The following is a 21,692-nucleotide window of genomic DNA, read 5'->3' as shown; positions in this document are numbered from 1 at the left end:
GCGGCGGCCCGGTGGGCCTGCGTAGCGCCAGGGCAGCGCGGCTGGTTCACGTGGCGACTCCCGGAAGCCGCGGGCTCGGGGCGTGCTCGATGTCGTCCTCGGTCGGGGTGCGACCGCGGTGACATCGTTCGGCGGCGGACTCGACGGCGCGGGCCGCCTCGTCGGTCGCGGTGTGCTCGGCCGCGAGACGCAGCAGGGCGACCGCGCCCGCCCGGATGTCCGGATCAGCCAATCCGTAGCGGGCGGCATCGACCCAGCGGCCCGCCAGCGGCGCCGCGATCGAGCTCGCCTCAGCGACCACCGACGGGCTGGACATGAGCGCGTCGAACACGTGCACGGGAATGGTCCACGCGTCACCGGGCTGCGCGTCGATGTAGCGGACCTCCAAGTGGCCGGACGCGCGTACCGGCGGGAACAGCGTGGTGAGGTGATAGTCGAGATCGCCGGTGTCGGGGCGGCGGCCTACCTCGTCGTCCAGCGCGCCGGACAGCCAGTCGGCGAAGGTGGCCCCGGGCGGCGCGGACCATCCGTCGGCGTCGCCGCATTCCGCCGCACCGTCGGGTCGGCGCACGCACAGCAGCGGCACGTCCAGCGCCCATCTGCCGTAGGCGGCCACCGGGTCGGTCCAGTCCAGCACCGGCGGACGGGTGCGCGTGTTGTCCAGCCGCAGCCAGGCCCGCATGCGCTGGGAGGCCCACGCTCCGGGCGGCGCGCCACGCAGGACGGGTGAACAGGCGAAGGCGGCAAGCAGGGCCGGGCCGACGGCATACAGGGCGGTCCACCGCGCGGTGACGTCCGCACGGTCGGCGCCCGCGTCGACGCTGACCTGGGCGGCCGCGGTGTTGCACATCATCAGCTTGCCGAACGGCCCGATGCCGCCGAAGGAGCGCTCCATCGCGCGATAGCGCGGCAGCTGAAGCAAGCGTTTGGGACGGCGGTCCGCGTCGGCGGCGACGGAAACGGGGCGGATTGACCGGGATTCGAGAAGTTCCCGCAACAGGCGGGCATCATCGCGCAGTCGATCACACAGCTGCGCGGCAGCTTCGTAGGGAGCGCTGGAGAGTTCGATCTGACCACCGGGTTCGAGAGTGACCCGGCTGCCCCCCGGCAGCACGAGCGCCGGCGAATCAGGGGCGATGGACCGTGGTGCGTACGGTCCGAGAGCGTCCGCCAAGGCGGACAGTTGGGGGCGCGGAGCGGCCGAAGGTCCGGACGCCGAACACTCACCCTGCACCGTGAGCCATTCGAGTTCGGCGCCGATCAGCGTGGGTGGTCCGAGCTTGAAGCACACCCCGCCGATATAGGCCTCCGCCGCCGCGCGGGAGGACAGTTCTCCCTGCTCGGTGGCACAACCGGCCGACTCAGGACTCTCGAGCGTGACCGCCATGCCAACCTCCAGTGGGCGTCGGGACGTTGTCCGCTGTTCTTCGGTTATCGCCATTCGGCCCGGTGGTATTCCACTCACGGGCCGAAATTCGCGTGCGGCGATCCATCCAGCGTAGCCATGCGGACCGACAAGAAACCGACATGAAGCCGAACAATCGACCCGATAAGGTCGGCTCCATGCTGGATGACGCTCGCGTACGAGCCGACACTCCCGGATGCGTGTCCGGGCCGGAACCCGGACCCGTTTTCCTCGACAGCGCCGGCTCGTCGCTACCGCCGCGAGTCGTCACCGACACCGTTGTCGCGCATCTGCTGCGGGAAGCGGAGGTCGGAGGTTATCGCGCCGCGAACGAGCGGCTCGACGATCTCGCCGACGTCAAGACCGCGATCGGGGCGTTGATCAACGCCGAACCCGAGAGCATCGCGCTCAGCGACAGCGCCACCCGATCCTGGGCGGACTTCTTCTACTCGGTCCCGCTCGCGGCGGGCGACCGCATCCTGATCTCCGAGGCGGACTACGCCAGCAATGCCATCGCCGCCTTGCAGCGCGCCCGCGCCACGGGCGCCACGGTGGAGCGGATTCCGAGCGACGGCAGCGGGCAGATCGACCTCGACGCGCTCACCGCGCTGGTCGACGAACGGGTCAAGCTGGTTTCGATCCTGCACGCGCCGACCAACGGCGGGTTGGTGAACCCGGCCGCGGAGGCGACCAGGATCGCGCACTCGGTCGGCGCGCTGGTGCTGCTGGACGCCTGTCAGTCCGCCGGGCAGCTGCCTTTGGACGTGGCCGAGCTCGGCGTCGACGCCTTGTCTGCCACCGGACGCAAGTGGCTGCGCGGCCCGCGCGGCACCGGATTCCTGTATCTGCGGCCGGAGTTGGCGCGCTCCATGGAACCAGGCCGGCTCGACCTGCACAGCGCGGAATGGACCGGCCCGCACGACTACCGGCTCGCGCCCGACGCAGGCCGCTTCGAGTTCTGGGAGTGCGACGTCGCGGGCCGCCTCGGCCTGGGCGCCGCCGTGCGATATCTGCTCGAACTGGGCCCGGAGAACGTCTACGCCGCGATCGCGGCCCGCGCCGAGCACCTGCGCAAGGCGCTGCCGGAGATTCCCGGCGTCACCGTGCGCGATCTCGGCATCCGGCACAGCGGCATCGTGTCGTTCACCGTTGACGGCGTCGAGTCCGTCGAGGTGCGCGACCGGCTGCTGGCGCGGGACATCACCGTCACGGTCAGCCACGCGGGCTCGACCCTGCTGGACATGACCGGCCGCGGCCTGGCCTCCGTCGTGCGCGCTTCGCCGCACTGCTTCGTCGGTTTCGACGAGCTCGATCGCTTCGTCGCCGCGGTGGCGCAGCTGCGCGCCTGAGCCGCGAGCGCCACGGAACGGTCAGGCCAGATGCACGGCCAGTGCCCTGGCCACCAGAGCCGCCGCGTCCACTCCTGGGTCGACCAGGCGCAAGCTTCGATTGGCCTGTGCGGTGGCGATGCCGTGCACATTGGTCCACAGGGCGATCGCACGGTGGCGCGGGTCGATCGCGCCCGATTCCGCCGCCGCGCCGACCAGCTCGGCGAACCGCGCGAACAGCGGCAGGCTGACCGACCGCAGATTCTCGCCGGAGCCTTCGAGCAGGTCGTGCCGGAACATCAGGGTGAACATCTCCGGCCGCCGCGCGGCGAATGCGATGTACTCGGCGCTCATCCGGGTGAGACGATCGCGCGCGGCCCCGGCGTCCACCGCGGCGAACCGGTCCGCGAGATCGGCGAAACCGCGCGCCGCGATGGCGGCGAGCAGTGCGCGGTGGGTCGGGAAATACCGCCGCGGCGCACCGTGCGAGACGCCCGCGGCCCGGGTGATGACCCGCAATCCCAGTCCCGCGGCGCCGACCTCTTCGAGCAGGTCGACACCGGCGTCGACCAGTCGATCTCGTAGCGACTCGCTCTCGGCCATGCGGACATTGTCTACGCCTGTCGCCGTGTGACCACACACCGGGAGTAGACAGTGTCTACGAGATCGGGTAGACAATGTCTACGCTCAATGTCCCGGGAGGTTACGTGTGGTACCCGCTGTTCAAGTACGTCCTGCTCGGTCCGCTGCTGCGGCTGCTGGGCAGGCCGACGGTCGAAGGACTGGACAACATTCCGCGAACCGGACCGGTGATCATCGCGGCCAATCATCTCGCGGTGATCGACTCCCTCTACCTCGCGCTGGTCGTGCCACGGCGCGTGACGTTCCTGGCGAAGCAGGAGTACTTCACCGGAAAAGGCGCGCGCGGCCGGATCAACCGCTGGTTCTACTCGGTCTCCGGACAGGTGCCGGTCGATCGGACCGGCGGTGACGCGGCCGCCGCGGCGCTGGCCGCCGCCACCCGCATCCTGACGGACGGCGGGGTCTGGGCGATCCATCCCGAAGGCACCCGTTCCCCCGACGGCCGGATCCATCGCGGACGCACCGGCACCTTGCGGGTCGCCATGGCCACCGGCGCGCCGGTCGTTCCCGTGACCCTCTCCGGCACCGATCGGGTGAACCCGCGCGGCAGCCGTCTGCTGCGTTTCGGCAAGGTGCGTATCGCGTTCGGCGAGCCGCGTCGCTATCCGCCCGCCGAGCAGCGCCGGACGGTGCGCGCCGCGACCGACGAGTTGATGCGCGAACTGGCCGCCCGCTCCGGCCGGTGCTACGTCGATCGTTACGCCGCAACCTTTCCGACCGCTGTTTCGCGCCCCTGACCTGCGCCCCTGGAAATGGGGTTAACGCTGGGCCACTATGGCGTGATAGTCGGGGGAGGCCGGTTCCCGGCAACGGTTGGTGATGGAGGAGTTGGGACTTTGAGCAGATTCACCGACGAGATGTATGCGACCGCACAGACCTCCGAGCGCGGCCTGGTGACCGGCGAGCCCGGCGCCCCGCTGCGGCGCACGTGGTCGGAGATCCACCGGCTCGCCCGGCGCATGGCGGGCGGGCTGGCCGAAGCCGGTATCGGGCACGGTGACGCGGTCGGCGTGCTCGCGGGCATGCCGGTCGACATCGCCCCGGCCTGCCAGGCCATCTGGATGCGCGGCGCGTCGATCACCATGCTGCACCAGCCGACTCCGCGCACCGATCTGGTGGTCTGGGCGCGCGACACCGAAACCGTGCTGACCATGATCCGGGCCCGCGCGGTCGTGCTCGGCGCGCCGTTCGAGGCGGCCGAGCCGCTGTTGCGCGAACGCGGCATCACCGTCGTGCGCATCGACCAGCTGCCCGGCGGCCCCGACATCGATCCGGTGCCCACCGCCGAGGGCGATATCGCGTTGCAGCAGTTGACTTCCGGCTCGACCGGCTCGCCCAAGGCGGTGCGGATCACGCACGAGAATTTCTTCGTCAACGCCTACGCCATGTTCGACCGGGTGAAATTCCAGCTCGCCGACGATGTGATGGTCAGCTGGCTGCCGCTGTTCCACGACATGGGCATGGTCGGATTCCTCAGTGTCCCCATGCAATTCGGCGCCGAAGTGGTGTGCGTGACGCCGCTGGACTTCCTCACCAAGCCGCTGCTGTGGGCCGAGCTGATCAGCAAGTACCGTGGAACTGTCACCGCCGCACCGAATTTCGCCTATTCGCTGCTCGCCCGGCGGCTGCGGCAGGCCGACGAAGGCGCGTTCGACCTCAGCAGCGTGCGGTACATGTGGAACGGGGCCGAACCGGTGGACCCGGACACCATGGAGGCGCTGGCCGCGGCCGGAAAACGCTTCGGCCTCAACCCGATGGCGCTCACCCCGGTCTACGGCATGGCCGAGACCACGCTCGCCGTGTCGATCCCCGACCCCGGGCACGGACAGGTGCTCGACGTGATCGACGCCGACCTGCTCGAGGCGATCGGCAAGGCGGTGCCCGTGCCGGTGGAGCACGGCCAACCGGCCAACATCCGGCGATTGCCCACCCTCGGCTATCTGGTCGACAACCTGGAGGGCCGGATCGTCGACAGCGAACGTCAACCGTTGCCCGCCCGCTCGGTGGGCGTGATCGAATTGCGCGGTCCCGCGGTCACTTCCGGCTATGTGACGGTGGACGGATTCCAATCGGCCCGGGACGACGAGGGCTGGCTGGACACCGGCGACATCGGCTACTTCACCGACGAGGGACTGATCGTGGTGTGCGGCCGGATCAAAGACGTCATCATCATGGGCGGCCGCAACATCTACCCCACCGACATCGAGCGCGCGGCGGCCAGGGTGGCAGGCGTCCGGCCGGGCAACGCGGTGGCGGTGCGCCTGGACGCGGGCCAGAAGCGGGAGAGTTTCGCCGTGGTGGTGGAGAGCGGCAGCCACCAGGATCCCGACGAGGTCAAGCGCATCGAGCGCGAGATCGTGCACTCGGTGTTCGCGGAGGTCGGCGCGCGGCCACGCACCGTCACCGTGCTCGGTCCCGGCGCACTACCGAAGACGTCTTCCGGCAAACTGCGCAGGGCCGCGACCGCGATGCATCTGCCGCGCGGGTGATCGGCCGAGTGCCGCTCAGTGCAATTGGTTCTGCGCGGTCTCCAGCCCGACGCGCAGCAGCAGTTCCACCGCGTCGGCGGCCTGCTCGATGATCACCGGGACCTCTTTGCGCTCCGGCGTGGAGAACGGCTTCAACACGTAATCGGCCGGGTCCTGGCGGCCCGGCGGACGGCCGATGCCGATGCGGGTGCGCAAGTAGTCCTTGGTGGTCAGGGCGCTGGAGACGGAACGAAGACCGTTGTGCCCGCCCTCACCGCCGCCGCGCTTGAGCCGGATGGAGCCGAACGGCAGGTCGAGTTCGTCGTGCACGACGATCACCTCGGTCGGCGGCACGGAGAAGAATTTCGCCAGCGCGGCCACCGGCCTGCCGGACAGGTTCATGAACGAACGCGGCTTGGCGATCAGCACCTGACGCCCGTCCAGCCGCGCCTGCAGCAGGTCGGCGCCGGATTTCTTGTGCACACCGAAACGGCCGCCGACGCGCTCGGCGAGCACGTCGGCGACCAGGAAACCGACATTGTGCCGGGTGCGCTCGTATTCGGGACCTGGGTTGCCCAGTCCGACGACGAGCGCGGGCCCGGCGGACGATTCGGTACTACTCAGCGCTCTCGCCCTCGGCCTCGCCCGCACCCTCGCCCTCGACGGGCTCGGCGGCCGGGGCGGCGATGACGTTGACGATCAGGGTCTCGGCATCGGCGGCCAGGTCGACGCCCTCGGGCAGCTGCAGCTCGCCCGCGGTGATCTGGGTGCCGGCCTCGACGCCCTCGACGGAGACCTCGATGGCCTCGGGCAGCTTCAGCGCGTCGGCCTCGACGGAGACGGTGGTGGCTTCCTGGGTGACCAGGGTGCCGGGGGCGGCGTCGCCGGTGACGGTGACGTTCACGTCGGCGGTGACCTTCTCGCCGCGCTTGATGATCAGCAGGTCGGCGTGCTCGATGTAGCGGCGGATCGGGTGCACCACGACGGACTTGGTCAGCGCGAGCTGCTTCTTGCCGTCGATGACGAGGTTCAGCACCGCGTTGGTGCCGTGCTCACGCAGGATGGCGGCGAAGGCCTGGGCGTTCACCGACAGATGCTGCGGGTCGGCCTGGTGGCCGTACAGCACGGCCGGGACGTTGCCCGCACGACGGGTACGGCGCGCTGCGCCCTTACCGAACTCGGTGCGTACGGATGCTTCGAGAAGGTTGACGTCGGACATGACTGGATCTACTCCTACGGCTCTTCCGGGCTGTCAGTTACACGTCAGGGGTGCTGCACACCTGACGGATGGTCTATTCGTCGGGGCGAAGACCGAACAGGGACGGCCGGAAGCCGCGCCGCGTCGATCACGGTGTCGCAAAACTGGTCTGCGGTCACCCTCGCCGAGACAACCCGAACACCATACCCCAGCGCAGAGGCGCTCTTTGAATCGGGTGGTCACCGGCGGTTCGGCCCGCGCTCGAGCGAGTCGCGTACGCTGGCGGGGTTGCCGATCGGTCGTCTGCGAAAGGTTGTCTTGCGTTGAGCGCCTCCCCTGAGGGTGTTGTCGCGCCCGCACCCCGTGGGTTATCCGCCGAGGTAGCCCGCCGGCGCACGTTCGCGGTGATCTCCCATCCCGACGCGGGCAAGTCCACGCTCACCGAGGCGCTGGCCCTGCACGCCAGGATGATCTCCGAGGCGGGCGCGATCCACGGCAAGGCCGGGCGCAAGTCGACCGTCTCGGACTGGATGGAGATGGAGAAGGCGCGCGGCATCTCGGTCAGCTCGACCGCACTGCAGTTCAACTACCGGGCCAAGGGCTCCGATGTGGACAGCGTCATCAACCTGGTCGACACCCCCGGCCACTCCGATTTCTCCGAGGACACCTACCGGGTGCTCACCGCCGTCGACGCCGCGGTGATGCTGATCGACGCGGCCAAGGGCTTGGAGCCGCAGACGCTGAAACTGTTCCAGGTCTGCCGCCACCGTGGCATCCCGGTGATCACCGTGATCAACAAGTGGGACCGGCCAGGGCGGGCGCCGCTGGAACTGCTCGACGAGATCAACGAGCGGATCGGACTCACCCCCACCCCGCTGTTCCTTCCGGTCGGCATCGCGGGGGACTTCCGCGGCCTGCTGCGCCGCGGCCCGGACGGCGTCCCGCTCGAATACATCCACTTCACGCGCACGGCGGGCGGCGCGACCATCGCGCCCGAGGAGTCGATCACCCCGGAGGCCGCGGAGGCGCGCGAAGGCGAGCCGTGGAGCACCGCCGCGGAGGAGAGCGAACTGCTCTCGGCCACCGGCCAGGACCACGACCAGGAGCTGTTCCTCGCCGGGCAGACCTCGCCGGTCATCTACGCCTCGGCGATGTTGAACTTCGGCGTGCGGCAACTGCTGGAGACCTTGGTCGCGCTCGCGCCTGCGCCCGGTTCGCGTCGTGACGTCGACGGCAAGCCGCGCGAGACCGGCGACCCGTTCAGCGCGGTGGTGTTCAAGGTGCAGGCGGGCATGGACGCCGCCCACCGCGATCGCCTCGCGTTCATGCGGATCGTGTCCGGCGAATTCGAACGCGGCATGGTGGTCACCCACGCGCAGACCGGTCGGCCGTTCGCCACCAAGTACGCGCTGACCGTGTTCGGCCGCGAGCGCGCCACCGTCGACACCGCGTACCCGGGTGACGTCGTCGGCCTGGTCAACGCGACGGCGCTGGCACCGGGGCACACGCTGTTCGTGGACAAGAAGGTGGAGTTCCCGCCGATCCCCTCGTTCGCACCGGAACATTTCGCGGTGCTGCGGGCGCGCAGCGCGGGCAAATACAAGCAGTTCCGCAAGGCCGTGGACCAGCTCGATTCCGAGGGCGTCGTGCAGGTGCTGCGCAACGACATCCGCGGCGACGCGTCTCCCGTGCTGGCCGCGGTCGGCCCGATGCAGTTCGAAGTGGTGACCGCGCGCATGCTCGCGGAGTTCAACGTCGAGACCACGATGGAACACCTCGCCTACACGCTGGCCCGGCGCACCGACGCCGCGTCGGCGGACGAACTCGGGCGGCAGCGCGGGGTGGAGGTGTTCACCCGCTCAGACGGTGCGCTGCTCGCGTTGTTCAGCGACAAGTGGCGGCTGCAATACATCGAGAAGGAGCACCCGGCGCTCACCCTGGAGCCCCTGGTCGCTACGGCCGACTGAGTCAGCCGGCCTCGGACTCCGGCCGCAGCGGCGCGGCGCCGGGGTCGCGTTCGATCGATGAGATGCCGTCCTCCTTGGCGATCAGGCCCCAGCGGCTGGAGGTCAGGCGCAGGCTGGGCAGGTCGCTGAGGGAGAGCACCACTTCATAGGTGCGTTCGTAGCCGGTGTGCGAGATCCGCCACCGCCCGTCGTCGCAGCGCACGTAGCGGTCGGTGTAGAAGGCCGCGCCGCGCAGCAGCATGTTGTGGCCCGGAATGAGCACCGTGTCGGCGAGGTACCAGGTGCCGGTGGCGGTGTCGCCTTCGACATCGATCTCGGGGTGGTCACAGCGGTGTTCGGTGATCACGTGCGGCCCGAGCGTGTTGCGCATGAACGCGATGAAAGCCTCGCGCGATTCGAACTGGAGATATTCGCTGTAGGTCGCGGTCGCCTCGGGGATCATGGTGTCGGCGAAATCATCCCACGACTTGGTGTCGAGAGTACGCAGGTACCGGTATTTCAACCGCGAGATCGCCGACACGTCGTCCGGCTCCCGCTCCTCGCCGCGGGTCAGGCGTGGGTCGTCGCGCACCCGCCCGAAGTCGATCGGCCCCGCGTCGAAGGGCAGCCGCTCGTCGGCGCGCAGGTCGCCGGGATCTCGTTCGCCGGTGCTCGCCGCCCGCTGACCACGGCTCGGCGCGGGACCGGCCGTGCCGATATCTCGCTCCTCGGGCTCCGGTCCGCTCGAATCTATGTCCACCCCGCCGCGCTCCTGCCGGCCCGGGGGAAAACCCGGGTCGTCGCGCTGCTGATTACCGGGACCCTTGCCCCGGTCGTTACGCGTTTGCCCAGCGATGCCCAAACCTGGGTCGCCGCGCCCCTGCCCGCCGGTTCGCTGATCCATACCCTCAACAATCCCATCCCGAGTGCCGGATTGGGAGAGTTGTATCAGATTGCTATCGCGACGAGAGAGAACATTCCTACGAAGATCAACTTCGGGGTGTCAGCTTCCGATCGTGAAGCAGGTGCGGCAGAAGTCCTCACCGAACTCGGTCAGCCGGAGACTCTTGCGGACGATCTTCGGCGCCCGGCCCGCCTTCTTCAGCGCCGCCTCCACCACCGGCTGCACCTCCAGCACCATGTAGCGGCTCAGGACCACCGGATCGTCCGAGGTCAGCGTCAGCCCGAGGCGGTTGAGGTTGATCAGGTAGGACCGCGACCGGTCCGGGTAGCGCACCCCGGCCTGCTCGGGCACCGAGGTGAGGTCGCCCTGCACCAGTTCCGAGCCGATCCCCAGCGGACGGTTGGTGCGCACGTCGACCGACGGCTGCGGGCCGTTGAGCGCCATGAAGCGCAGGATGCGCGCCTCGTCGGGAGCGAGCTCGTCGAGGATGCGGTCGTAGGCCGGGTGCACGTCCTCGGTGAAGTAGACGTCGGCGGACCTCGCCAGCAGCGCGTCGCCGCGGCGGCGCAACTCCTCCGTGCTCGCCGAGCGCAGGTACGGCCCGACGGCCAGCGCTTGCTGCGAGGTGGGTCCGTTGGAGGTCGGGACATAGCTGACGATCTCCCGGACCGACCCCTCGGTGACGCCGAGCGCGCTGCGAGCGATGGAGCGCAACGCGTTTCCGGTCCGCTCGGCGATCTCGGCTGAGGACTCCCCGTCCAGCGCGGCCTGGGTGATCTCCCTGGTGACCTCGTAGGTCGTGCCGACCGCCCATTGGCTTCCGCGCACGACGGTGCCCGCGGCCACTCCGGCCGCGCGGAACACACCGCGGATCAGCCGTGCCTCATTGCTGATCTGCCGCTGTTCGACATCCGAACTGCGCTCGACGGCGCGGGGACCTGGCCTTACCACGTCCTGTCCGGTCCTGTCGTCTGCCACGTTTTCTCCGATATCGCCGGGGGGAACGAATCCGTCCCACAGATTACTTCCCCTTGTGTCGCGGGGCATTCGCACCGCCTGACTCGGACAGTGCGACCGGCGCGCGGCGCGCAATAAGGTTTCTTCGCCGAGGGGGTGCTAGTTTTGGTTGCCGGTGAGGCGGCGATCACCGGTGTATCGGCAGGAGGGTGTCGTGTTAGAGAGCGTTTTCGGAATCCACCCGACGATCCTCCTCGAGCTCGTGACCATACCGCTTTTCACCGGCGTGATCGGCTACATCACCAACTGGACCGGCGTGCTCATGCTGTTCAAGCCGGTCGCCTTCCACGGCATCCGAGTTCCCGGCCTGCGCGCGCTGTATCCGTTCCTTCCCAAGCGAATTCAAGTTCTCCCGCTACTGAGCTACGACGGCCGGTTCGGCTGGCAGGGCATCGTCCCGTCGCGCGCGGACAAGATGGCCAGCATCGCGGTCGACAAGGGCCTGGCCAAACTCGGCAGCGTCGCGGACTTCTATCGGGAGCTCGAGCCGGACAAGCTGGCCGAGCACCTCGCGAGCATCGCCGACGCGCAGATCAAGGACATCGTCGAGGACATCCTGCGCCGCGAGCATCCGCAGCTCTGGTACAACCTGCCCGCCCAGGTGCGCGACATGGTGCACGCCAGGGTGCGCCAGCAACTGCCGGAGATTCTGCGCGAGCTGACCGAGGAATTGGGCGCGAATATCGATCAGCTGCTCGATGTGAAGCAGATGGTGATCCGCTACTTCCAGGCCCGGCCGCATCTGCTCAACACGCTGTTCCAGGTGCTCGGCGCGAAGGAACTGCGTTTCATGCAGAACTTCGGTTTCTACTTCGGCGCGCCGATGGGTGTGCTGCTGGTCGCCATCCTGCATCTGACCGGCTGGTCCAGCCTGGTCGTGCTGCCGATCGGCGGCGTGATCATCGGCTGGGTGGTCAACTGGATCGGCATCAATATGATCTTCGCGCCCGCGTATCCGAAGTGGTGGGTCCCGTGGCGGCAGGGCCTGCTGATCAAACGCAAGTCCGAAATCACCGACGGATACGCGGAATTGGTTTCCAGCCAGGTGATCACGGTGGCGAATATCGGCGACGAGTTGCTCAACGGCCCCCGATCGGACCGCACCATGCAGATGCTGGAGGACACGCTGCGCCCGGCCGCCGACCGCGCGCTCGGTCCCGCGCGTCCCGCGGTCAAGTTCGTGCTCGGCAGCCGCGAATACGACTCGCTGCAATCGACGTTCACCAGCGAAGCCATGGCCATCGCGCCGATCGCGTTCGCCGACCCGGAATTCAACGTCCGCCAGGGCAGGCAGATCAACGAATACATCGCGAGGCAGATGGCGATGTTGTCGCCGCCGGACTTCGTCGACATGCTGCGCGCGGCCATCAAGCAGGATGAATGGCTCCTTTTCGTCCATGGCGGCGTGTTGGGGCTGTTCGCCGGATACGCTCATATCCTGATCTTCGGAACGGGAGTGGCGACATCATGGCTGTAGCGGGTCCGGACGACGGCGATATCCAGGCCGTCGAGCACCTCGACGCGACGGCGGCGAATGCCGAGCCATCGCAGGAGATCGCCCGGCGGCCGGCTTCGGACATCGCGCACACCGACGAATTACCCAGACGGGTAACGGTTCCCCTCGCCACCGTGCGTGCGGCGACAGGCGTCGCGCGGGTCGCGTGGACCGCGGTCACCGGGGTGACGTCCTGGAGCGTCGGCACCGCGGTCGGCGTCACCTCGACCGTCGTACGGCGCAGCATCGAGGGAGCGCCGCCGCGAGAAGTGCTGGCCGAGGCGGAGTCCGAGGTCCGTGACGCGATGCGCAAGGCGCTCGGGATGCCCGCCGCCACGGAACCGTCCACGCAGGAAGCGGTGCCGACGCTGCGTGAGCAGGGAGCCGCGCTGTTGCGGTTGTCGGCCAGCCCGCACGGCGAGGACGACAACCATCCGGCCTTCGCGGGCATGCTCGCCGAGTTGACCCCGGACGAAGCGCGCATCCTGCGCTTCCTGCATCTGGACGGGCCACAGCCCTCGATCGACATCCGCACCGGCCGCCCGCGCGCGCTCGGCTCCGAACGCCTGGGCTCGATGCTCACGCTGATCGGCGAGCACGCGGGCCTGCGCTTTCCGAACCGGATCCAGCAGTACCTGACCAACCTGCGCAGGCTCGGCTTGATCGAGCACGCGCGCGAGCCGGTCGGCAATCCGAACCGGTACCAGCTGCTGGAGGCGCAGTCACCGGTGCGGGAGATGCTGAAGCGCTCCGGCTTCGGCACCAAGGTGATCTACCGCAGCGTGGTGCTCACCGACTTCGGCGCGGACTTCGTGCGCACCTGCCTGCCGGTGGTCGTGCAGGACGGACGCGCCTCGGGCCACTAGGGCCCCCAGCCGCGCAGCGCCATCTCGGCCACCCGCTCCAATTCGGCCCGGCCTGCTCCGTCGCGCGCCGCCTGGGACATGCCCTGCATCACCGTGCCGACGTAGCGGGCCAGCGTGCGCGCGTCGAGGTGGCTCGGCAGGACGCCCGCGTCGATGTCGGCCTGGATGCGCGCGGCGAACGTGTCGATGTTCCGATTGCGCATATCGCGCAGGAGATCGGCGATCTCGGCGCTGGTGGTGTTGACGCCCGCGCTGATCACCAGACAGCCGTGCGGGCATTCCGGCCGGGTGTATTCCGTCGCCGCCTCGCGCAGAATCCGCCGTACCGCCGCCTCCGCGGTGTCCTCCTCGGCCAGCGCCCTCGCGACGAATCCGCCGTAGCGGTCGCCGAATTTCGCGACGACCTCGCCGAACAACGTCTTCTTGTCCCCGAACGCCGCGTACAGGCTGGGTGCGCCGATGCCAATGGCCGCGGTCAGGTCCCCGATCGAGGTGGCCTCGTACCCCCGGGCCCAGAACAGCCGCATGGCCTTGTCCAGCGCCGCGTCCCGATCGAAAGATCGCGGCCGCCCTCGGGTCGTCGTGCTCATGGCGCAATTTTATAGCGATCACTAGAGAATGTGCTACCTTTCTTTCTGTAGCGGTCGCTAGAGAAAGGGGCGCGCCATGGGCGCACTGACGGGCAAGACGGCACTGGTCACCGGGAGCAGCCGGGGCATCGGGCGATCGATCGCCGAACGACTGGCGCGTGACGGCGCACGCGTCGCGGTCCACTACAACCGCGACGAACAGGCGGCGAAGGCGACCGTGGCCGCGATCGAGGCTTCGGGCGGCGCGGCGTTCGCGATCCGCGCCGAACTGGGCGTGCCAGGCGACGCCGAGACGCTGTGGGCGGCCTTCGACGCGCACGCCGACGGGCTGGACATCCTGGTGAACAACGCGGGCACCGACGGGATCAGGGAGCCGATCGCCGGAACCGACGAGGCGGCGTTCGACCGGGTCTTCGCGATCAACGCCAAGGCTCCCTTCTTCATCACCCGCCTCGGCTTGGACCGGTTGCGCACAGGCGGGCGGATCGTCAACATCTCCACCGGACTGACCCACGGCGCGTACATGCCGCAACTGATCGCCTACACCATGACCAAGGCCGCGCTCGACAGTTTCACCAGCGTGCTCGCGAAGGAGGTCGGCGCGCGCGGCATCACCGTGAACGCGGTCGGGCCGGGGATCATCGACACCGACATGAACGCGAACTGGCTGCGCAACGCCGAAGCCCAGGCGTCGGTGGCGACGATGTCCCCGCTCCACCGCGTGGCGCAGGCCGACGACGTCGCCGACGTCGTCGGGTTCCTCGCCTCCGACGACGCCCGGTGGGTGACCGGGCAGTGGATCGATGCCACCGGCGGCGCGCTGCTGTAAGCGCCATTCTCGCGTGCGAGCTACGGACCCGCATCGCCCGGCCGCTCCCATCAGGCGTACCTCCGCCTTCGCTGCGGCCATGCGCGAACTGAGGACGGACTCCGCCCGACTGCACCTATTAGGCGTACCTCCGCCTTCGCTGCGGCCATGCGCAGGCTGAGGACGGACTCCGTCCGGCTGCAGCTATTAGGCTTTAGCACCGTGCTGTCAGTTGTGCCGAGTCCCGTCACCGTGCGGGCGCCGTCGAAGGTGAACCTCCATCTCGGAGTGGGCGACCTGCGGGCCGATGGCTACCACGACCTGACCACGGTGTTCCAAGCACTGTCCCTCAGCGACGATCTGGAGATCGCGCCGTCGGCTTCGCTGGCCGTCCGGGTCACGGGTGAGGGCGCCGCGGAGGTGCCGACCGACCGGACGAATCTGGTATGGAAAGCCGCCGTCCGGCTGGCGCACCTCGGCGGCCGCGCTCCCCTGGTGGAAATCGCCATCACCAAAGGCATTCCGGTGGCAGGGGGCATGGCGGGCGGCAGCGCCGACGCCGCCGCCGCGCTGGTCGGGCTGAACGAACTGTGGGACCTGGGACTGTCCAGGGAGGAACTCACCGCGGTGGCGGCCGAACTCGGCAGCGACGTGCCGTTCGCCCTGCACGGCGGCACCGCGCTGGGCACCGGCCGCGGCGAGCGCCTGTTGCCGGTGCTGTCCCGCAACACGTTTCACTGGGTGCTCGCGTTCGCCAAAGGCGGCTTGTCCACTCCCGCGGTGTTCGCCGAACTCGACCGGTTGCGCGAGCACGGCGAACCGCCCCGGCTCGGCGAGCCGCAGCAACTGATGCAGGCGTTGGCCTCCGGCGACGCGCGGCAGCTCGCACCCCTGCTCGGCAACGATCTCCAGGCGGCGGCGGTGTCGCTGAAGCCGGAACTGCGCCGTACGTTGCGCGCGGGCATCACCGCGGGCGCGCTGGCCGGATTGGTCTCCGGTTCCGGGCCCACCTGCGCGTTCCTCTGCGAGAGCGAGGAGTCGGCGATCTCGGTGGCCGCCGAACTCGCGGGCGCGGGCGTCTGCCGCAGCGTGCGGACCGCCAGCGGACCCGTGCCGGGCGCGCGCGTCCTCAGCGGCGACGCACCCGGTAAGCACTGACCGCCATTGGCCGCGACCGGACGCGGCGGCTTGCGGCCGACGCCGCAAGCCGCCGAGCGGGCACTTCAGGCACGGTTCCTGCCGAACCGTCCGTAGCTCCGGCGGGGTGTCCACTGCGAGGTGGTGATGCCGACGACACTGCGGCGAGCACGAAACCCTATGTGGCCTGCCGTACGTGCGGGAACGCTCAGCATGACGGCCCTGCGCGCGATCGTTGCGGTACGCAGGTCGGCGAGCCGATCAAGCGGGAACGCTCGGCATCGCCGCATCCGTGTGACCGATGCGCGGCCTCGCTCAGGGCAGCAGGTCGGCGAGCCGATCGACCTGATCGGCGTCGCGGCCGTAGCAATAGAACATCACCTCGTCCGCGCCGAGATCGCCGAATTGCGCCATGGCGGTGCGGATCCGGGCGGGCGTGGTGAGCATGCCTTCGAGCATGCCTTCGGCGCGGCCGGTGAACGCGTAGTAGGCGCCCATCGACGCGCGTGCGTCTTCGATGACGTCGTCCGGACCGAGGGCGACGTTGAGCTGGGCGACGATCCGCGGCGCGCCCGGTCGGCCGTGGTCGGTCCAGGAGCGGCGCACGGTGTCGAACAGCCCGCCCGCCCACGACGGCGGTGCGGCGGCGAGAAAGCCACCGGCCCAACGGCCGACGCGCTCGAGTGCGGCGGGCTGGAAGCCGCCGAACAGGATCTCGGGCCCTTCCGGGCGCAGTGGCGCGGGGCCGATCGGCCCGCACTCCTCGCCGTAGGGCTCACCGGCCCACAGGCGGCGCATGAGCGCGACTTGCTCGTCGAGGCGGCGGCCCCGGGTGCGCAGGTCGGTGCCCGAGGCGAGGTGGTCGTCGGCGCGGCCGCCGACGCCGAGGCCGAGCACCAGCCGCCCGCCGGACATCCGGTCCAGCGTGGCGGCCTGTTTGGCGAGCAGCACCGGGTCGCGCAACGGCGCGAGCAGTACTTCGGTTTGCACTCGGACGCGGCTGGTCGCGCCGGCGATCGTGGCCAGCGCTATCAGCGGTTCGGGATTGTCGTAGACCAGCCGGTCGAGCAGGCCGAGCGTGCGGAACGGGCCCGCGTCGGCGCGCCGAGCCCAGTCGAGCAACTCGGCGGGATCGGAGATGGGCAGGCCGAGGCCGACGTACATGAGAATCCTCCAGAGAGCATGCGGAATGGGAATAGTGCCGCCCGCCGACGCCTTCGGATAGGAGGCGGGCGTCCCACTCTGCGGCTGTACTTCTGGGGAGCGCCGATTCGGTTGCATGAGAACGAACAGCGTTCGTTCGCGATCAATCTAAACGAACATTGTTCGTACCGCAAGCTCGCCGCCGTTCGCCGGGACGACAGGCGGTCCGCCCACATCGGTACGCTGGCCCGGGGCCCCAGGGCCGCGACAGGTAGGTCTCATCGGACCGCCCCCGCAAGACACGGAAGGATCCATGTCCAACCTGATCAATCTCGAACAGGTCCACAAAAGCTTCGGGATCAAGCCGCTGCTGGACAATGTCTCGCTCGGCGTGCACGCGGGCGAACGGATCGGAGTCGTCGGCCTCAACGGCGGCGGCAAGACCACCCTGCTCGAGGTGCTCACCGGCATCGAGGAACCCGACAGCGGCCGGGTCAGCAGACTCGGCGGCCTGCGCATGGCTGTGGTGACGCAGCGCGGTGTGCTGCCCGCGGGCGCGACGGTCGGATCGGTGGTGCTGGCCGGGCTGGCCGACGACGCCATGACCGACGAGGTCGCCGAACACGAATGGGCCGCCGACCCGCGCATCCGCTCGGTGATGGACGGCATCGGCATCGCCGGCCTCGGCATGGACACCCTGGTGGACAACCTCTCCGGCGGCGAGCGCCGCCGGGTCGCGCTCGCCGCCGCGCTGGTGCGCGAACTCGACCTGCTCGTGCTGGACGAGCCGACCAACCACCTGGATGTCGAGGGTGTGCAGTGGCTGGCCGCGCACCTGCTCGGCCGCCGCAGCGCGCTGGTCGTGGTGACCCACGATCGCTGGTTCCTCGACACCGTCGCCACCAACACCTGGGAAGTGGTCGGCGGCAAGGTCGAAAGCTACGAGGGCGGTTACGGCGACTGGATCTTCGCCCGCGCCGAGCGCGCCCGCCAGGCCGATGCCTCCGAGGCCCGGCGGCGCAATCTGGCCCGCAAGGAACTGGCGTGGCTGCGGCGCGGCCCGCAGGCGCGCACGTCCAAGCCGCGCTACCGGGTCGAGGCCGCCGAAGCCCTGATCGCCGACGTGCCGCCGCCGCGCGACAGCGTCTCGCTGGCCGCCTTCGCGCGCAAACGCCTCGGCCGCGTGGTCGTCGAGCTGGAGGACGTCACGCTCACCACGCCGGACGACCGGGAATTGGTGCGCGACCTGACCTGGCGGCTGGCGCCGGGCGAGCGCGTCGGCCTGGTCGGCGTCAACGGCTCGGGCAAGACGACGCTGCTGCGCGCCCTTGCGGGCGACACCGACGCGACCTTGGCCGCGGGCAAGCGCATCCAAGGCCAGACCGTCCAGATCGGCTGGCTGCGCCAGGAACTCGACGACCTGCCCACCGACCTACGCGTGCTGGAGGCGGTGCAGCAGGTGGCGCAGCGAATCATGCTGGGCGACAAGGAGATCTCGGCGGGACAGCTGGCCGAGCGACTCGGTTTCACCCCCGCCCGCCAGCGCACGCCGGTCGGCGACCTGTCCGGCGGCGAGCGGCGACGCCTGCAGCTGACCCGCATCCTCATGTCCGAACCGAACGTGCTGCTGCTCGACGAGCCGACCAACGACCTGGACATCGACACCCTGCAACAGCTGGAGGACCTGCTCGACAACTGGGCCGGCACGCTGGTCGTGATCAGCCACGACCGGTACCTCATCGAACGGATCTGCGACTCGACCTGGGCGTTGTTCGGCGACGGAAAGCTCACCAACCTTCCGGGCGGCATCGAGGAGTACCTGACCAAGCGCGCGGCCCTCGCGGCGAACCAGACCCGCACCGCCGCACCCGATGCCAAGCCCGCCGACGCCCCGGCCACCGATTCCGCGGCCTACCGCGCGGCCCGCAAGGAGCTGACCCGGTTGGAACGCGCCATCGACAAGCTGTCCGAGCGCGAGCAGCGCTTGCACGTCGCGCTGGCCGACGCCGCCACCGACCCGGACAAGCTGGTCAACCTGGGCGCGGAGCTCAAGCAGGTGCTCGCGGAGAAGGAAACGGCCGAAGAGCGCTGGATGGAACTGGCCGAAGGCGTGTGAGGCCCGGCCGCCTCTTGCGGACATATACCCGGAGGGGGTATCTTTCGATGTCGGGGTACCCCCCGCCCGTATGAATGATATGGATGCGAAGGAGTCGGACATGCCCACCACCACCTACACCGTCACCGGGATGACCTGCGGGCACTGCGTCAGCTCCGTCAAGACCGAGATCGGCAAGATCGACGGCGTGACCGGCGTCGATGTGGATCTCGCCAGCGGCGCCGTCCGCGTCGACAGCACCGCGCAGATCGCCGACGCCGACATTGTCGCCGCCGTGGACGAAGCAGGCTACGAAGTCGCCGTCTGACCGGTCGCCACCAGTGGTTCCGCGCACCGGCCGACGCCGGTAGCGGAGCCACTGTTCTGTGCGACGCGCTACGCCTGGGCCGCCAGCCGGACGAAGGCGGCGGTGTCGAGGGTTTCGCCGCGAGCGGTGGGAGCGATGCCCGCGGCGAGCAGACGGCGCTCGGCTTCGGCAGGCGAACCGGCCCAGGCGGCGAGGGCGGCGCGCAGCGTTTTGCGCCGCTGCGCGAATGCGGCGTCGACGACTTCGAAGACGCGGCGGCGGTGCTCGTCGTCCATCGGCCACGGCGGCTCGGCGAAGCGGTCGATCCGGACCAGGCCCGACTCGACCCGCGGCACCGGCCAGAACACTTGCGTGCCCACCGCCCCCGCACGCCGGACGGTCCCGAAGAAGCCCGCTTTCACGCTGGGCACGCCATAGATGCGGCCGCCGGGCTCGGCGGCCAAGCGATCGGCCACCTCGGCCTGCACCATCACCAGAGCGACCGCGATGCCGGGCAGTTCGGCGAGCAGATGCAACAGCACCGGGACGGCCACGTTGTACGGGAGATTGGCTACCAGCGCGGTCGGCGCGGCGGGCAGGTCCGCCGCGGTGACGCGCAGCGCGTCCGCCTCCACCACCGACAGTCGCTCCGCGAGTTCCGGAGCCCGGTCCGCGACGGTCACCGGAAGATGGCGCGCCAGCACGGGATCGATTTCGACGGCGACCACCGAGTCCACCACGTCCAGCAGTGCGAGGGTCAGCGAACCGAGACCGGGCCCGACCTCGAGCACCACGTCCCCGCGCCCCACCCCGGCGGCCGCGACGATCCGCCGCACCGTGTTCGCGTCGTGCACGAAGTTCTGCCCGAGCTGCTTGGTCGGCCGGACCCCGAACCGCTCGGCGAGCACCCGCACTTCGGCGGGCCCGAGCAGCGCCGCACTCCCGCGGGCGGAAATATCAGGTTCGGACACCTCGAGAATCTATCAACCGGCATACCCGGCCTGCCGCGACGTCTCCCCCGCGTCAGCTGATGCCGAGGCGACCGGTGCAAGCGGGCCAGGCGCCCCAACCCTGCCGCTGCCGGGTGATCTCCGCGATGGCGATCTGTTCTTCCCTGGTGGCCAGGTCCGCGCGGGGGGCGTACCGCAGCCCGCCCTGCCGCTCCCAAGTGCCTTGGTCGAACTGCACACCGCCGAAGTAGCCGTTGCCGGTGTTGATCGACCAGTTGCCGGTCGACTCACAGCGGGCCAGCGCGTCCCAGATCGCGCCGTCGCGCACCGGGGGCACCTCGGTGCCAGGCTTGGCGCCCTTGCGGACGGTCTTCGGCTTCGCCGCCACGGTGACGGTCGAAGCGACCGGTTTACGGTCCACTTCCTGGCCGTTGACCATGGTGACCGCGAAGGTGACGTTCTGCACGCCGGGAGCGCCGGGCGACTCCACCACCGTGCGGCTCATGTTCATCTCCGGGTCTTCGATGACGTTCTCCGGCGGGTCCAGCGGCATCGTCTCGGTCTGCTGTTCGACCCGCTTGCGCGTCACGGTGACGTGCAAGCCGTTCGTCAGGGGCGTGGCCGCGGCCGGTTCGACGGAGTCCTGCTCGAGCAGCGGGATGCCGGTGACCTCGAGGAATTTGCCGACGGTGGGCGCGGCGGCGCGCACGTCCACCGGATTGCCGATGCCGTCGACCAGCGAGACCACGCGCGGAGTCGCGATGGTCAGCGTCCCGCCCTGCAGCGGGAGCCGCTCGTCGCGGGCGGGCGAGACGTACACCTCTTTCGGGATCTTCAGCTGTTCGAGCGCCTCCCCCGCGGTCACCCCGGTGGTCCAGACCTTCTGCGTCATACCGTCGACCGATAGGTCGACCTCTTTCGCGCGGTTGAGCGTGATGGTCGCGCCGTCGGCGATGTGCGCGGCCAGTGCGGGCGCCACCTTGTCCCGGTCGGTCACCGCGAAGCCCGCGGCCTTCAACACGCCGCGCACGTCGCGCGACATCGTGGTCTGGAAGAGCTTCTCGCCGTCCACGACGACGGTCACCGTCTTGCGATTCACGATCGCGAGACCGGCGCCGACGATCAGCGTCAGCAGCAGTGCGCCGACCGCGATGTACAGCAGCGGCGAACGCGACTGGTTGATCCGCATGAAGGGGGACATGGTCACAGCACGATAACGAGGGGGCAGGGCGCCGACAACAGCAAGCTCCGGAACAGGGCCTTTTCAATATCACGATCGAATATCGACCCCGCAGGTAAATCACAAAACGGAACGCCGAAAGTGACATAGGACACATTTCGCATACAGCGATGCATTCCGGGCATCCGTGACGCCCTCGGGTACGCGCCCCTT

19 protein-coding genes and 1 pseudogene are annotated in these 21,692 nt (G+C 69.4%); 10 read left to right on the top strand and 10 right to left on the bottom strand.

All coding sequences use genetic code 11. The features are described from left to right. Nucleotides 1-46: 46 nt before the first annotated feature. Nucleotides 47-1,387, bottom strand: coding sequence for an ergothioneine biosynthesis glutamate--cysteine ligase EgtA (gene egtA, locus AB0L97_RS13910; RefSeq protein WP_364428917.1), 1,341 nt, complete (start codon nt 1,385-1,387; stop codon nt 47-49). Nucleotides 1,388-1,563: 176 nt separating this feature from the next. Between egtA and AB0L97_RS13905 the strand changes: the two genes are divergently transcribed. After that, a complete protein-coding gene (locus tag AB0L97_RS13905) occupies nt 1,564-2,754 on the top strand; it encodes an aminotransferase class V-fold PLP-dependent enzyme (protein WP_364428914.1) in 1,191 nt (396 codons plus the stop codon). Between the two features lie 21 nt (nt 2,755-2,775). Here the strand turns inward: AB0L97_RS13905 and AB0L97_RS13900 are convergent, their stop codons facing one another. Beyond that, entirely contained in the window at nt 2,776-3,336 is a 561-nt protein-coding gene (locus AB0L97_RS13900) for a TetR/AcrR family transcriptional regulator (RefSeq protein WP_355074523.1), read from the bottom strand. 104 nt (nt 3,337-3,440) lie between these two features. On the opposite strand from AB0L97_RS13900, the gene AB0L97_RS13895 reads away from it, so the two are divergent. Both AB0L97_RS13895 and AB0L97_RS13890 read left to right on the top strand, forming a co-directional pair. Next, nucleotides 3,441-4,112, top strand: coding sequence for a lysophospholipid acyltransferase family protein (locus tag AB0L97_RS13895; protein ID WP_364429120.1), 672 nt, complete (start codon nt 3,441-3,443; stop codon nt 4,110-4,112). 99 nt (nt 4,113-4,211) lie between these two features. Further along, the gene (locus AB0L97_RS13890) at nt 4,212-5,864 is read left to right on the top strand and encodes a fatty acyl-AMP ligase (protein ID WP_355074525.1); all 1,653 of its coding nucleotides are present in this window, start codon (nt 4,212-4,214) and stop codon (nt 5,862-5,864) included. 15 nt (nt 5,865-5,879) lie between these two features. Here AB0L97_RS13890 and pth read toward each other — a convergent pair whose 3' ends face one another. After that, entirely contained in the window at nt 5,880-6,494 is a 615-nt protein-coding gene (pth, locus tag AB0L97_RS13885; RefSeq protein ID WP_355074526.1) for an aminoacyl-tRNA hydrolase, read from the bottom strand. Next, on the bottom strand, nt 6,460-7,062 hold the full coding sequence (locus AB0L97_RS13880) for a 50S ribosomal protein L25/general stress protein Ctc (protein WP_355074528.1): 603 nt from the start codon (nt 7,060-7,062) through the stop codon (nt 6,460-6,462). The genes pth and AB0L97_RS13880 overlap by 35 nt, the downstream gene beginning before the upstream one ends. A gap of 302 nt (nt 7,063-7,364) precedes the next feature. Here AB0L97_RS13880 and AB0L97_RS13875 point away from each other — a divergent pair, with 302 nt between their 5' ends. Continuing rightward, nucleotides 7,365-9,008 carry a peptide chain release factor 3 gene (locus AB0L97_RS13875; RefSeq protein WP_355074529.1) on the top strand — a complete coding sequence of 548 codons (1,644 nt, stop codon included), beginning with the start codon at nt 7,365-7,367 and terminating at the stop codon, nt 9,006-9,008. A 1-nt stretch (nt 9,009) separates the two neighbouring features. Here the strand turns inward: AB0L97_RS13875 and AB0L97_RS13870 are convergent, their stop codons facing one another. Together AB0L97_RS13870 and AB0L97_RS13865 are read right to left on the bottom strand one after the other, a co-directional pair. Further along, complete coding sequence (locus AB0L97_RS13870; protein ID WP_355075029.1) at nt 9,010-9,561, bottom strand: nuclear transport factor 2 family protein; 552 nt, start codon at nt 9,559-9,561, stop codon at nt 9,010-9,012. Nucleotides 9,562-9,990: 429 nt separating this feature from the next. After that, nucleotides 9,991-10,869, bottom strand: coding sequence for an Abi-alpha family protein (locus AB0L97_RS13865; RefSeq protein WP_355074531.1), 879 nt, complete (start codon nt 10,867-10,869; stop codon nt 9,991-9,993). 135 nt (nt 10,870-11,004) lie between these two features. Here AB0L97_RS13865 and AB0L97_RS13860 point away from each other — a divergent pair. Both AB0L97_RS13860 and AB0L97_RS13855 read left to right on the top strand, forming a co-directional pair. Next, nucleotides 11,005-12,385: pseudogene (locus AB0L97_RS13860) on the top strand (hypothetical protein). Next, nucleotides 12,376-13,269: an Abi-alpha family protein gene (locus AB0L97_RS13855; protein ID WP_355074533.1), complete on the top strand. Its 894-nt coding sequence runs from the start codon at nt 12,376-12,378 to the stop codon at nt 13,267-13,269. The pseudogene AB0L97_RS13860 and the gene AB0L97_RS13855 overlap by 10 nt, the downstream one beginning before the upstream one ends. On the opposite strand, the gene AB0L97_RS13850 is transcribed toward AB0L97_RS13855, so the two are convergent. Then, on the bottom strand, nt 13,266-13,859 hold the full coding sequence (locus tag AB0L97_RS13850) for a TetR/AcrR family transcriptional regulator (protein WP_364428905.1): 594 nt from the start codon (nt 13,857-13,859) through the stop codon (nt 13,266-13,268). The two genes, AB0L97_RS13855 and AB0L97_RS13850, sit on opposite strands and share 4 nt — an antisense overlap. A 76-nt stretch (nt 13,860-13,935) precedes the next feature. On the opposite strand from AB0L97_RS13850, the gene AB0L97_RS13845 reads away from it, so the two are divergent. Then, complete coding sequence (locus AB0L97_RS13845) at nt 13,936-14,688, top strand: SDR family oxidoreductase (protein WP_364428902.1); 753 nt, start codon at nt 13,936-13,938, stop codon at nt 14,686-14,688. A gap of 201 nt (nt 14,689-14,889) precedes the next feature. Beyond that, nucleotides 14,890-15,825, top strand: coding sequence for a 4-(cytidine 5'-diphospho)-2-C-methyl-D-erythritol kinase (locus AB0L97_RS13840; protein WP_355074538.1), 936 nt, complete (start codon nt 14,890-14,892; stop codon nt 15,823-15,825). Between the two features lie 294 nt (nt 15,826-16,119). Here AB0L97_RS13840 and AB0L97_RS13835 read toward each other — a convergent pair whose 3' ends face one another. Beyond that, nucleotides 16,120-16,968, bottom strand: a complete 849-nt coding sequence (locus tag AB0L97_RS13835) for an LLM class flavin-dependent oxidoreductase (RefSeq protein ID WP_364428898.1) — start codon at nt 16,966-16,968, stop codon at nt 16,120-16,122. Nucleotides 16,969-17,260: 292 nt separating this feature from the next. On the opposite strand from AB0L97_RS13835, the gene AB0L97_RS13830 reads away from it, so the two are divergent. Together AB0L97_RS13830 and AB0L97_RS13825 are read left to right on the top strand one after the other, a co-directional pair. After that, nucleotides 17,261-19,063, top strand: a complete 1,803-nt coding sequence (locus AB0L97_RS13830; protein WP_364428895.1) for an ABC-F family ATP-binding cassette domain-containing protein — start codon at nt 17,261-17,263, stop codon at nt 19,061-19,063. A gap of 100 nt (nt 19,064-19,163) precedes the next feature. Continuing rightward, nucleotides 19,164-19,370: a cation transporter gene (locus AB0L97_RS13825; RefSeq protein WP_364428892.1), complete on the top strand. Its 207-nt coding sequence runs from the start codon at nt 19,164-19,166 to the stop codon at nt 19,368-19,370. Nucleotides 19,371-19,438: 68 nt separating this feature from the next. Here AB0L97_RS13825 and rsmA read toward each other — a convergent pair whose 3' ends face one another. Continuing rightward, nucleotides 19,439-20,320 (bottom strand): 16S rRNA (adenine(1518)-N(6)/adenine(1519)-N(6))-dimethyltransferase RsmA, encoded by an 882-nt coding sequence (rsmA, locus tag AB0L97_RS13820; protein ID WP_364428889.1) that lies wholly within the window; start codon nt 20,318-20,320, stop codon nt 19,439-19,441. A gap of 52 nt (nt 20,321-20,372) precedes the next feature. After that, entirely contained in the window at nt 20,373-21,500 is a 1,128-nt protein-coding gene (locus tag AB0L97_RS13815) for a transglycosylase family protein (RefSeq protein WP_355074547.1), read from the bottom strand. Nucleotides 21,501-21,692: the final 192 nt, after the last annotated feature.

Origin of the sequence: Nocardia sp. NPDC051911 (genome assembly GCF_040681035.1) — a bacterium.
In the GTDB taxonomy this organism is placed as follows: domain Bacteria; phylum Actinomycetota; class Actinomycetes; order Mycobacteriales; family Mycobacteriaceae; genus Nocardia; species Nocardia sichangensis.
This window is presented reverse-complemented; position numbering and strand designations above follow the sequence as displayed.

Coding starts and splice junctions, on each gene's coding strand:
- AB0L97_RS13900 (WP_355074523.1), bottom strand. CDS start 3,336: ATGGCCGAGAGCGAGTCGCTACGAGATCGACTGGTCGACGCCGGTGTC.
- AB0L97_RS13830 (WP_364428895.1), top strand. CDS start 17,261: ATGTCCAACCTGATCAATCTCGAACAGGTCCACAAAAGCTTCGGGATC.
- AB0L97_RS13905 (WP_364428914.1), top strand. CDS start 1,564: ATGCTGGATGACGCTCGCGTACGAGCCGACACTCCCGGATGCGTGTCC.
- AB0L97_RS13835 (WP_364428898.1), bottom strand. CDS start 16,968: ATGTACGTCGGCCTCGGCCTGCCCATCTCCGATCCCGCCGAGTTGCTC.
- AB0L97_RS13855 (WP_355074533.1), top strand. CDS start 12,376: ATGGCTGTAGCGGGTCCGGACGACGGCGATATCCAGGCCGTCGAGCAC.
- egtA (WP_364428917.1), bottom strand. CDS start 1,387: ATGGCGGTCACGCTCGAGAGTCCTGAGTCGGCCGGTTGTGCCACCGAG.
- AB0L97_RS13880 (WP_355074528.1), bottom strand. CDS start 7,062: ATGTCCGACGTCAACCTTCTCGAAGCATCCGTACGCACCGAGTTCGGT.
- AB0L97_RS13845 (WP_364428902.1), top strand. CDS start 13,936: ATGGGCGCACTGACGGGCAAGACGGCACTGGTCACCGGGAGCAGCCGG.
- AB0L97_RS13825 (WP_364428892.1), top strand. CDS start 19,164: ATGCCCACCACCACCTACACCGTCACCGGGATGACCTGCGGGCACTGC.
- AB0L97_RS13815 (WP_355074547.1), bottom strand. CDS start 21,500: ATGTCCCCCTTCATGCGGATCAACCAGTCGCGTTCGCCGCTGCTGTAC.
- AB0L97_RS13850 (WP_364428905.1), bottom strand. CDS start 13,859: ATGAGCACGACGACCCGAGGGCGGCCGCGATCTTTCGATCGGGACGCG.